Annotated in this window: 11 protein-coding genes; 7 read left to right on the forward strand and 4 right to left on the reverse strand. The window is 57.0% G+C overall.

Features of this window, described 5'->3' with window-relative positions:
• Nucleotides 1–132: 132 nt before the first annotated feature.
• The 3 genes from ACTG39_RS05025 to tkt are packed head-to-tail and all read right to left on the reverse strand — an operon-like array spanning nucleotide 133 to nucleotide 4,335.
• On the reverse strand, nucleotides 133–1,305 hold the full coding sequence (locus ACTG39_RS05025; protein WP_439106445.1) for a phosphoglycerate kinase: 1,173 nt from the start codon (nucleotides 1,303–1,305) through the stop codon (nucleotides 133–135).
• Nucleotides 1,302–2,333 carry a type I glyceraldehyde-3-phosphate dehydrogenase gene (gene gap, locus ACTG39_RS05030; RefSeq protein ID WP_439106446.1) on the reverse strand — a complete coding sequence of 344 codons (1,032 nt, stop codon included), beginning with the start codon at nucleotides 2,331–2,333 and terminating at the stop codon, nucleotides 1,302–1,304. The genes ACTG39_RS05025 and gap overlap by 4 nt, the downstream gene beginning before the upstream one ends.
• Nucleotides 2,334–2,337: 4 nt before the next feature.
• Nucleotides 2,338–4,335, reverse strand: coding sequence for a transketolase (gene tkt / locus ACTG39_RS05035; RefSeq protein ID WP_439106447.1), 1,998 nt, complete (start codon nucleotides 4,333–4,335; stop codon nucleotides 2,338–2,340).
• A gap of 151 nt (nucleotides 4,336–4,486) precedes the next feature.
• Between tkt and ACTG39_RS05040 the strand changes: the two genes are divergently transcribed.
• Nucleotides 4,487–5,488, forward strand: coding sequence for an ArsR/SmtB family transcription factor (locus ACTG39_RS05040; RefSeq protein ID WP_439106448.1), 1,002 nt, complete (start codon nucleotides 4,487–4,489; stop codon nucleotides 5,486–5,488).
• Between the two features lie 19 nt (nucleotides 5,489–5,507).
• A complete protein-coding gene (gene metK, locus ACTG39_RS05045; RefSeq protein ID WP_439106449.1) occupies nucleotides 5,508–6,662 on the forward strand; it encodes a methionine adenosyltransferase in 1,155 nt (384 codons plus the stop codon).
• Between the two features lie 3 nt (nucleotides 6,663–6,665).
• On the opposite strand, the gene ACTG39_RS05050 is transcribed toward metK, so the two are convergent.
• A complete protein-coding gene (locus tag ACTG39_RS05050) occupies nucleotides 6,666–6,920 on the reverse strand; it encodes a hypothetical protein (RefSeq protein ID WP_439106450.1) in 255 nt (84 codons plus the stop codon).
• A 3-nt stretch (nucleotides 6,921–6,923) separates the two neighbouring features.
• Between ACTG39_RS05050 and ahcY the strand changes: the two genes are divergently transcribed.
• The 5 genes from ahcY (at nucleotide 6,924) to ACTG39_RS05075 (ending at nucleotide 11,785) form a co-directional block, all read left to right on the forward strand.
• A complete protein-coding gene (gene ahcY / locus ACTG39_RS05055; protein WP_439106451.1) occupies nucleotides 6,924–8,315 on the forward strand; it encodes an adenosylhomocysteinase in 1,392 nt (463 codons plus the stop codon).
• Between the two features lie 7 nt (nucleotides 8,316–8,322).
• Nucleotides 8,323–9,159, forward strand: a complete 837-nt coding sequence (gene metF, locus ACTG39_RS05060; RefSeq protein ID WP_439106452.1) for a methylenetetrahydrofolate reductase [NAD(P)H] — start codon at nucleotides 8,323–8,325, stop codon at nucleotides 9,157–9,159.
• Nucleotides 9,160–9,168: 9 nt separating this feature from the next.
• Nucleotides 9,169–9,906 (forward strand): 16S rRNA (uracil(1498)-N(3))-methyltransferase, encoded by a 738-nt coding sequence (locus ACTG39_RS05065; RefSeq protein WP_439106453.1) that lies wholly within the window; start codon nucleotides 9,169–9,171, stop codon nucleotides 9,904–9,906.
• A 73-nt stretch (nucleotides 9,907–9,979) separates the two neighbouring features.
• Complete coding sequence (gshB, locus tag ACTG39_RS05070) at nucleotides 9,980–10,936, forward strand: glutathione synthase (RefSeq protein ID WP_439106454.1); 957 nt, start codon at nucleotides 9,980–9,982, stop codon at nucleotides 10,934–10,936.
• A gap of 3 nt (nucleotides 10,937–10,939) precedes the next feature.
• A complete protein-coding gene (locus ACTG39_RS05075) occupies nucleotides 10,940–11,785 on the forward strand; it encodes a TonB family protein (RefSeq protein ID WP_439106455.1) in 846 nt (281 codons plus the stop codon).
• The last annotated feature ends 14 nt before the right edge of the window (nucleotides 11,786–11,799 follow it).

Here is an 11,799-nt window from a genome sequence, read left to right on the forward strand (position 1 = left end):
GGAACTCCGTAATCATGTTCTGCTGCATGGTCCAGCAGTTGGCGCAGGCTGATCAAAGCCATGTGTGCTCTCCCTGAATAATCAAAACGATGGGGTTGGGCGATGGGCGCTGCCCTTGGGGGCCGAAGAGGCTCATTGCTCGAGCGCTCGCTCCTCAAGGACCGCCACCGCCGGCAGCACTTTGCCCTCGACATACTCGAGAAAGGCGCCGCCACCCGTGGATATGTAAGAGACCTTATCGGCAATGGCAAACTTGTCAATCGCTGCGAGGGTATCGCCGCCGCCAGCCAGGGAAAATGCGACGCTGTCCGCAATTGCTTTGGCCAAAATCTCCGTGCCCCTGGCGAAACTGTCAAACTCAAAAACCCCGACAGGACCATTCCAGAGAATCGTTCCTGCGTCTTGCAACAAAGTCGCCATCGCCGCAGCCGACTCTGGCCCGATATCCAGAATCATCTCGCCGTCGCCCACGGCATCTACCGAGCACGTCCTTGCCGGCGCATCTTCCACAAACTCACTGCCAGTCACCACATCGGTGGGCAGCGGTATATGTGTTTTGGCCCCGATCCGTCGGGCTTCATCCAATAGCTCGTGCTCGCAAAGGGACTTACCCACAGGGTGTCCCGCTGCAGCAAGAAAGGTATTCGCAATGCCGCCACCCACAATCAGCTGGTCCACTTTCTCGGACAAAGCGTCGAGCACCTCAAGCTTGGTCGACACTTTTGACCCTCCAACAATGGCGACCATAGGTCTAGCCGGGTTCGCGAGGGCCTTATCCAGCGCCTCCAGCTCGCCAGCCAACAGCGGACCGGCACAAGCCTGCGGGGCAAAGCGCGCAACCCCGTGAGTCGATGCCTGGGCGCGATGCGCGGTGCCAAAGGCGTCCATCACAAAGACATCACAGAGCGCGGCATAAGCTTTGGCTAAATCATCGTTGTTTTTCTTTTCACCCGGGTTAAAACGCACGTTTTCGAGAAGGACGACTTCACCGTCCGAAACGTCGACACCGTCCTGCCAATCCTTCACGAGTCGCACCGGCAAATTGAGTAAGGCACTCAAATGCGTGGCTACAGGCTCCAGGGAGAACTGCACATCAAACTCTCCTTCTACAGGCCGGCCAAGGTGCGACATCAGCATTACCTGGGCACCGGCATCCAACGCCTGTCGAATCGTCGGTAGCGCCGCGCGAATTCGCGCATCAGAAGTCACCGCGCCGTCCTTTATGGGGACATTGAGATCTTCACGAATGAGCACCCGTCGCCCCGCGAGTGAAAGCTCGTCCATACGCTGCACTTTTAAGCTCATGCGCTTGCCTCCTTGGCAGTAAGATCGGACCAGTAACGCGCTACATCCAGCATTCTATTGGCGTAGCCCCATTCGTTGTCGAACCAGGTCAGGACTTTAACCAGACGTGTTCCACTGACCCGCGTTTGGCAGGCATCGATAATACTGGAACGACTATCGCGGTTAAAATCACAGGAGGCGAGGGGCTCTTCAGTGTAACCAAGGACGCCCTTAAAACCCGTCGCGGCGGCCGCCGACAGTGCGCGATTGACGTCCTCGACACTGACGTCACGTTCCGTGACCAGCGTGAGGTCCATAGCTGACACATTCAGTGTGGGCACGCGCAGCGCCTGGGCGGTAAATCGTCCCGCCAGTGCGGGAAGGATCCGCTCCACGCCAAGTGCCAGACCCGTGTCCACAGGAATAATGGACTGTCCTGCGGCGCGGGTCTTGCGAAGATCCGTGTTGTGATAAGCATCCAATACCGGCTGGTCATTCATCGCCGAGTGAATCGTGGTGATAGTGCCGTACTCAATACCGAACGCCGCATCCAGAGCAGCGATGACAGGCACGATGCCGTTCGTGGTGCACGAGGCCGCGGAGACAACACGGTGCGCTGCACTCAGGCTCTCGTGATTGACGCCATACACTACCGTGGCATCAACATCGGGCTCCGCCGGTTGCGAAAACAACACGCGTTCTACACCGGCGCGCAGATGCTGCTCTGCGGTTATCCGGTCCGAGAACGCTCCCGAACACTCCAACAACATATCAACGCCGATAGAGGACCAATCCAACTTGCCGACGTCTTCCTCGCGAAGGAGTATCTTTTCCTGGCCATTGATCCGCAGGCGGTCTTCCAGCAACTCCACCGTTCCGGGAAAGCGTCCATGGGTAGAGTCATAGCGAGTTAGGTGCGCAACGGTGGGCGCATCCGCCAGTTCGTTGATCGCCACCACCTGTACCGCATCTCGATGAGGACTCTCCTGCAACGCTCTTAACAAGGTGCGGCCAATCCTCCCGTAGCCATTGATGGCGACTCTCAGCATGGCTTTAGATGGACTCCAGAACCTCGGTAACCACCGCCGTAACGTTGTCGACGGTAAACCCGAACTGCTCAAAAAGCTCCTTAGCCGGCGCAGATTCGCCAAAGGTGCTCATGCCCACAATGCGTCCATCCAGGCCCACATACTTATGCCAGTAATCCACATGGGCTGCCTCCACGGCCACGCGTGCCAAACAATCACTGGGTAGTACGGACTCGCGGTAGCCCGCGTCCTGCTGCTCAAAAACCTCGGGGCAGGGCATAGAAACCACTCGAATAGCCCGATCAGCGAGAGACTCCGCAGCCTCCATAGCCAGGCTTACCTCGGAACCTGTGGCGATGATGATTGCATCGGGAGCGCCGTCGCAGTCGCGAAGCACGTAGCCGCCTTTTGCCACATTCGCCAGCTGCTCAGCGTCCCGGTCCTGATGCGGCAAGCCCTGACGCGAGAAAACCAAGGCGCTGGGACCGTCATCACGCTCCACGGCTGTCTTCCAGCTCACGGCCGATTCCACTGCGTCACAGGGACGCCAGGTTTGCAGGCCGGGAGTCGCGCGCAGTGCCGTCAGTTGCTCTACAGGTTGGTGGGTCGGGCCGTCTTCGCCAAGACCGATAGAGTCATGGGTGTAAACAAAAATACAGCGCTGGCGCATAAGTGCCGCCATACGCACTGCGTTGCGTGCGTATTCCATAAAGATCAGGAAAGTCGCGCCGTAGGGGATAAAGCCACCGTGCAGCGCGATACCATTCATGATCGCTGACATACCAAATTCGCGCACACCGTAATAAATGTAGTTACCTGCCGCATCGTCAGCACTCACGGCCTGCGAGCCAGACCAAAGAGTCAAATTGGAACCCGCCAAGTCTGCGGACCCGCCCATGAACTCAGGGAGCATAGGGCCGAGGGCATTAATGGCATTTTGAGAGGCCTTTCTGGAGGCGATGGTCTCGCCGGCCGCCTGGCATTGCTCCACATACGCCTGAGCCTGCGCTGAAAAGTCTGCGGGCAGCTCCCCGGACAGGCGCCGAACAAGTTCTGCCGCTAATTCGGGGTGCGCCTCACGATAACTATCCATCGCAGCATTCCACTCCGCCTCAAGCTGAGCGCCGGCATCCTTGCCGTCCCAGGCTGCGTAGATATCTTCCGGGATGGTGAATGCCTCGTGCTCCCAGCCAATAGCCGCGCGGGTTGCAGCGATTTCGTCTGCACCCAGGGGCGCTCCGTGGGTGGAGGCCGTGCCCTGCTTATTGGGAGAACCCTTGCCGATTACCGTCCGGCAACATATAAGTGTCGGTCTGGAACTATCTGCTTGCGCGGCCTCAGTCGCAGCCTTGATTGCCGCAGGATCATGGCCATCGACACCGGCAATAACTTGCCAACCGTAAGCCTCAAATCGCTTTGGCGTGTCATCGCTGAACCAGGCATCAACCTCACCATCAATGGAGATGCCGTTGTCGTCGTAGTACGCGATCAGTTTTCCAAGTCCCAGCGTGCCGGCGAGAGAGCACACTTCGTGAGAAATGCCCTCCATCAAGCAGCCATCTCCCACGAACGCGTAGGTAAAATGATCGATAATCTCATGATCGCCACGATTAAACTGCGCGGCCAGGGCTTTCTCGGCGATAGCCATGCCCACGGCATTACTGATGCCCTGTCCCAGTGGACCCGTTGTGGTCTCAATGCCCGGTGCGTAACCGTATTCGGGGTGACCTGGGGTCTTGCTATGTAACTGACGGAAGTTTTTCAGCTCTTCCATGGGCAGATCGTAGCCGGTCAAGTGCAGCAGGGAGTAAATGAGCATGGAGCCGTGCCCGTTAGAGAGCACAAAGCGATCGCGGTTAGGCCAGTCAGGGTTCTGCGGGTTGTGACGCAAAAATCCATTCCAGAGTACCTCAGCGATATCCGCCATGCCCATGGGCGCACCGGGGTGGCCGCTATTGGCCTGCTGGACGGCATCCATGGAAAGGGCGCGGATGGCGTTCGCTAAATCTGTTTGGCTGGTCATGCTGCTTCCTGAGGACTAAACGCGGGGCGCGCATTATCGGGCAAGCGGGGCTGGGGGTAAACATACACCGTTAGGCACTTCTCACGGTCTTCGAAAATCTATATCAAAATTCCTTGATATAGATTGATTTGCTGCTAAACTCCGCGCCCTAATGAACTCCGTCGCCTCCCATCACCTGGCTTTGGCCGAAACGCCCAAAGCTGACAATGCACTCGCCAGCCTGTGTAAAGCGGCCGCTGATGCTCTGCGTTTGCGCATTTTGCGGGTGCTTAAGCATGACGCAATGGATGTTTCAGAGCTTTGCGCGGTGCTGGATGTCCGTCAGCCCGCGTTGAGTCACCACCTCAAATTGATGAGTGCGGCGGGGCTTCTTTGCAGCCAGCGCGATGGCAACCATATTTTCTATCGACGCCGCGAGTTCGCTGGCGATGAACCCTTTGCAGCGCTGCAGCAGGCTCTGCTCAACGCTGCAGACACCGTGGCGCTGGACGATGAGGAGGAGTCCCGTCGCGAGGAGCTGCAGCGAAATCGCGAAAAGAACTCTTTGGACTTTTTTACCGTTAATGCTTCGCGCTTTCGCGAACAACAGGATCTCATTGCCGCGCCCGAGCGTTACGCAGGCGCCGTCGACAACCTGTTGGATGCGCTTCCCATCTCGGAATTCAACACCGCGTTGGAAGTCGGACCGGGAGAAGGTTGGCTGCTACCCAGGCTGAGTCAGCAATTTGCCCGCGTCATCGCGCTGGACAACGCGCCAGCCATGCTGGAGAGCGCACGCAAAGCGGCGGCCAGGCTTGGCAATGTTGAGTTTCTCCTTGGTGACACCCGTCATGTAGGTCTGAAGTCCCTCCAAGCGAATTTAGTGGTCATCAATATGGTGCTTCATCACACGCCGGATCCGGCCGCGACCCTGCAGGAGGCCGCCGCTGCACTGGCACCAGGAGGCGCACTGCTAGTTACCGAGCTCTGCGAACACCGGCAGGGATGGACGCGGGAAAACTGCGGTGACCTCTGGCTGGGTTTTGCGCCAGAGTTGATTCAGGACTGGGCCGCAGCAGCAGGTCTGACAGAACTGACCAGCAGCTATCTCGGCCAAAGAAACGGATTCAAGCTTCAGCTACACCTCTTCGGTGCAGCAAAAATTACATCTTAGATTGATATAAGGAACAAACATGAGCGAATACGGCATCTTCACCTCGGAGTCAGTCTCCGAAGGCCATCCGGACAAAATGGCCGACCAGATCTCGGATGCAGTTCTGGACCACATTCTGAGTGATGATCGTGATGCACGGGTCGCTGTAGAAACGATGGTCAAGACTGGCATGGTTGTCGTCGCCGGGGAAGTCACCACCAGCACGTACGTAGACCTTGAAGAGATCGTTCGCGACGTAGTTTTGGACATTGGCTACAACAGCTCTGAAGTCGGCTTTGATGGCGCATCCTGTGCGGTACTCAATGCCATCGGCAAGCAGTCCCATGACATTGCCATGGGCGTTGACGAAGGTGAGAGCAAAGAGCAGGGCGCTGGCGATCAGGGCCTGATGTTTGGCTACGCAAGTAATGAAACTGACGTACTCATGCCCGCGCCGATTTACTACTCACACCGTTTGGTGGAGCGTCAGGCACAACTGCGGAAAGACGGCAGCCTGTCCTGGCTGCGCCCCGACGCCAAGAGCCAGGTCACGCTGCGCTACGACAACGGCAAGCCTGTTGCCGTAGACGCTGTGGTGCTCTCCACGCAACACGATGCCGAAGTATCCCAGGCAGACATTCGCGAAGCGGTTATGGAAATGATCGTTAAAGACGTGTTGCCCGCTGAGTGGCTTCACGCTGATACGCAGTACCACATCAACCCTACGGGCCAATTCATCATTGGCGGTCCCGTTGGCGATTGTGGGCTTACCGGGCGCAAGATCATCGTCGACACCTATGGCGGCATGGCCCGCCATGGCGGCGGTGCCTTCTCCGGAAAAGACCCGTCAAAAGTAGACCGCTCAGCTGCTTACGCTGGACGCTACGTTGCCAAGAACATCGTTGCTGCGGGACTCGCAGACCGCTGCGAGATCCAGGTCTCTTACGCCATCGGCGTCGCTGAGCCTACCTCTATCGCCGTAAACAGCTTTGGCACCGGCAAGATCGATGACATGCGCATCGTGGAGCTGGTTCGCGAGCACTTCGACCTGCGGCCCAAGGGCTTGATTGAAATGCTGGACCTCAAGCGACCGATCTACCGTGCAACCGCGGCTTACGGACACTTTGGTCGCGATGAGCCGAACTTTACCTGGGAGCGTACAGACAAGGCAGACGCTTTGAAGGCCGCGATTTAACACTTAGGTAAAAAATTCTGCCGATACGAGATTTTGATCATTTGCTGCGCCAATGGGTGGCATGGCGATCTCGGCTAGCGCGGCAGAGTGTTTTTGGGAGACGCTAAAAGACGTCATGCCCAAAAAGAGGGGCAGACCCTCCATGACGGGCTCGGCAATCGCCTTCCATGGCGATTGACGCTCCCAAAAACACTCTGCCGCGCCAGCCCAGATTAACAATACAACCGAATACACTTTTAAAGAAGTAATCAGGAGCACAACATGAGCACCGTAACCAAGCTAGACAACACGCCCGACTACCGCGTCGCTGACATCAGTCTTGCCGACTGGGGTCGCCGGGAACTTGAGATTGCCGAAGGCGAAATGCCGGCATTGATGGCCCTGCGCGAGCAGTACGGCGATTCCAAGCCGCTGGCTGGCGCTAAGATTCTGGGTTGCATTCACATGACTATCCAGACGGGCGTATTGATCGAAACCCTGAACCACCTGGGTGCAGAAGTGCGCTGGTCTTCCTGCAACATCTTTTCTACGCAGGATCACGCGGCAGCGGCAATCGCAGCGGCGGGCGTACCGGTCTTTGCCTGGAAGGGTGAGACAGAAGAGGAGTACGAGTGGTGCATCGAGCAAACCATCCTCAAGGATGGGCAGCCCTGGGACGCTAATATGGTTCTGGATGATGGCGGTGACCTTACCGCAATCCTCCACGACAAGTATCCACAAATGCTGGAAACTATCCACGGCATTACCGAAGAAACCACTACCGGTGTTCATCGTCTCTACGAAATGCTCGAAGCCGGTACGCTCAAAGTACCTTGCGTAAATGTAAACGATTCAGTCACCAAATCTAAGAACGACAACAAGTACGGCTGTCGCCACAGTCTGAACGATGCGATCAAACGTGCGACGGATCACCTGCTGGCAGGCAAGCGCGCCTTGGTTATTGGCTACGGTGACGTGGGTAAAGGCTCTGCGCAGTCTCTGCGTCAGGAAGGCATGATCGTCCGTGTCACGGAAGTTGACCCCATCTGTGCAATGCAAGCCTGTATGGATGGCTACGAAGTCGTATCACCGTACATCAACGGCGTAGATGACGGCACCGACGCCTGCATCGATCGCGACCTGCTTCAGAAGACAGACCTTCTGGTCACCACCACGGGCAACTACAACGTTTGCAACGCGCGCATGCTGAGTGCCCTCAAGAGTGCCGCCCTTGTGTGCAACATCGGTCACTTCGACAACGAAATCGACACAGCCTTTATGCGTCGCGAGTGGCAATGGGAAGAGATCAAGCCACAGGTACACAAGGTGTATCGCGATCAGGCTGCCAACGATCACCTGATCCTCCTCGCCGAAGGTCGTCTGGTGAACCTGGGTAATGCTACGGGTCACCCCTCACGCATCATGGACGGCTCCTTTGCCAACCAGGTGCTGGCGCAGATCTACCTGTTCGAGCGTCGCTTTGCAGATCTGGAAGCGAACATGAAGGAATCCGCAGTGAAGGTAGAAGTACTGCCCAAAAAGCTCGACGAAGAAGTAGCCGCGCACATGGTGGCAGGCTTCGGCGGTGTGGTGACCAAGCTCACCAAAGAGCAGGCTGACTACATCCACGTGTCTGTAGACGGCCCATTCAAAGGTCAGGACTACAAGTACTGAGGAAACCATGAACAAGTCTGCGGCAATTAGCTTTGAGTACTTCCCGGCTAAAACCGATGCGGGACGGGAAAAGCTGCTCAACGTTACAACCCCGGAATTACAGGCCATAAGTCCCGAGTTTTACTCGGTGACCTATGGTGCCGGGGGCTCAACCCGAGACAACACCCGGGGTATCGTTGAGGGCCTCAATGCACAGGGTCTCTCGGTAGCACCGCACTTGAGCTTTGGTCTCGATGACGAAGCCACCATCGCGGCGCTTCTGGAAGACTACAAAGCCGCCGGCATCAATCGACTGGTGGCTTTGCGCGGTGACTTACCATCGGGGGCCGGAGGCGGCGCCCGTTTGGTCTACGCCAACGAACTCGTGGAGTTTATTCGTCAGCGTACTGGCGATCACTTTCACATTGAGGTCGCAGCGTATCCGGAGATTCACCCTCAAGCAGAGAGCTACGAGACTGACCTTCGCTATCTCAAGGGCAAGTTTGACGCCGGCGCGGACAGTGCGATAACCCAGTACTTCTACAACGTCGAGGCGTACTTCTACTTCCTGGATCGCTGTGCAGCTATTGGTATCGATAAACCGATTTACGCAGGCATCATGCCCATTACCAACTACGCCAACCTGGCGCGATTTTCACAAAACTGCGGAGCAGAAATCCCCCGCTGGATCAGCAAGCGCCTCGAAGGATTCGCGGATGATCAGGACAGCATTCGAGCTTTCGGCATCGACGTCGTCACGCAGCTCTGCCAGACGTTGTTGGAAAGCGGCGCACCCGGTATTCACTTTTACACCATGAATCAGGCTCAGCCCACTCTGCAGATCTGCAGAAATCTTGGCCTTTAAACTCTGAGTATGCGCCGCCCACGTTTCTTCACCGCCCAGGCGCTGAGCGTGGGCTGCGGTCTCTCACTGGAAAAAGAACCGTCTCGGCACATCGCAAAAGCCCTGCGAATGCGGGTAGATGATTCTCTGTGCCTCTTTGATGGGGGCGGCAGCGAAGCGTATGCGCGGATTACCGCCGTCGACAAAGACTCTGTGTCGGTCTATGTAGAGGATGTTTCCCAGCCGCTGCGAGAGTCACCGCTGGAGACGATTCTAATTATCGCCCTGTCCCGAGGCGATCGCATGGATACCATTGTGCAAAAAGCTACGGAACTTGGCGTGAATGAAATCTGGCCAATAATTAGCGAACGAACAGGAGTGCGCCTTGATGCGCAACGTCTGGCGAAAAAGCGCGATCACTGGGAGCGCATTGCGATCAGTGCCTGCGAGCAGTGTGGGCGTAATCGCTTGCCCGTCATCGCCACGAGCAATTCCTATGCGGCGAGCCTCGCAAAAGCCGCAGAACGAGAAGGTGGCCTGCGCCTAATCATGCACCCCGCCAAGGACAGCACTCCACTACCCGAAGAGAGCGCATCCGTAACAATGCTCGTGGGACCTGAGGGCGGCTTCAGCGACGACGAAGTCAGCGCTGCGGCGAATGCGGGGTTTATCCCCTTTGTGCTGGGACCACGGATTCTTCGCACGGAAACAGCACCCATTGCGGGACTGGCCTTAGCGCAGGCGCGCTGGGGTGATCTGGCATTGTGATACTTGCGGCGGTCCTGCTTGCGAGCATGGACGGCTTTTCGTAGGGTGAGCCTTTAATCTTCGAGACAGCGACATGAGCATCAAACTAGGCGTAGTGATGGATCCCATCTCCGCCATCAGCTACAAGAAAGACAGCACTATGGCCATGCTCTGGGCGGCCGCCGACCGCGGTTGGTCGTTATTTTATATGGAGCCCGGTGACCTCTCCCTGGATCAGGGCGCCCCTCTGGGAAACATGGCAGAGCTGCAAGTATTTCGGGACCCGGAGCAGTGGTACACCCTGGGCGAGGCGAGTCATCGTTCCCTTGCAGACCTCGACGTGATTCTCATGCGCAAAGACCCGCCCTTTGACAACGAGTATGTCTATGCCACCTACATTTTAGAGGCCGCCGAAAGACTGGGCACGCTCATCGTCAATCGCTGTCACTCGCTGCGTGACTGCAACGAGAAAATCTTTGCCACGCAGTTCCCCCAGTGCTGCCCGCCGGTTTTAGTGAGCGGCGATACAGCTCAGCTAAAGGCCTTCCATCAAACCCACGGCGACGTCATTTTTAAGCCTCTGGATGGCATGGGAGGTACGTCAATCTTTCGGGTGAAGGAAGACGACCCCAACCTGAACGTGATTCTCGAAACGCTGACCGAACTCAACACGCAGACGATTATGGCGCAGCGCTTTTTGCCCGAGATCAAGGAAGGGGACAAGCGGATTTTGATGATCGAGGGCAAACCCATACCCTACGGCCTTGCCAGGCTACCCACCAAGGGTGAAACCCGCGGTAACCTCGCCGCGGGGGGGACGGGTCGCGCCCAGCCTTTATCAGAGCGCGACCTTTGGATCGCAGCGCAGGTAGGCCCCTCACTGGTAGAAAAAGGCCTTATTTTTGTGGGTCTGGATGTCATCGGCGATTACCTGACGGAAATCAATGTCACTAGTCCTACCTGTATCAGAGAGATTGATGCGGCCTATGACACGGACATCGCCGGTCAACTGATGACCGCGATCGAAAACCGTCTGTCGAGTCGCGCCTAGGGAATGACCGCTGCCGTAGCTAATGGCAATGACCGATTGATGCTCGCCGTCCTGATTGCCAGTGCGCTGCATGTGCTGGTGATTTTCGGAATCAGCTTTGACGTTTGGCGAGGACAAAACACGCGTCATCAGGTCGAGGTTACGCTGGTACAAACTCCAGGCTTGCGCCCGGTTACCGCAGATCACATCGCCCAGGCGGATCAGCGCGGCAGTGGCAGTGAGGCACTGAGGGATCGGGCATCCGGCGCACAAAGCGCATTACCTCAGGCCATCACCGAAAGTGCCCAGCGCCAGACCACAACAAGTTCCGGAAGAGAGCGCTTAGCCGCACCCGCGCTTACCTCCACAAACTCAAGCCGCAAAATCGTCGATCGCAGTGGTGAACAGCAAAACCTCGAAGACTTACCCGAAGCAGAGAGAGAGCTGGCCCGCCTCGCACAGAAGCTCGCCCAATTGCAGGCAGACCTGAACACCCAACGCCAGCAGTACTCCAATCAGCCCCGGGTTAGACGCCTCACAGCCGTATCAGCGCGCGCTGCGGTTGACGCAGCCTATCTGGCAGATTGGCGAGCCCGGGTGGAAAACGTGGGCAACCAATATTATCCCGAAGCTTCCTTGCGATACGGCATCTACGGGAGCCTGGAAATGCTCGTCACTGTTCGCAGCGACGGCAGTCTGGAAGACATTCAGATTCTTCAATCTTCGGGTTATGCGGTCTTGGATGAAGCCGCAATGCGCATAGTACGTCTGGCAGCTCCCTATTCTCCCTTCCCCGAGGAACTACGAGCCACTACGGACAAGCTGGAGATTGTCCGAACCTGGCAGTTTGAACAAAATACGTCGAACTAAGGAGGCTGACGTCG

The organism is Congregibacter sp. (assembly GCF_965662665.1).
GTDB lineage: Bacteria > Pseudomonadota > Gammaproteobacteria > Pseudomonadales > Halieaceae > Congregibacter.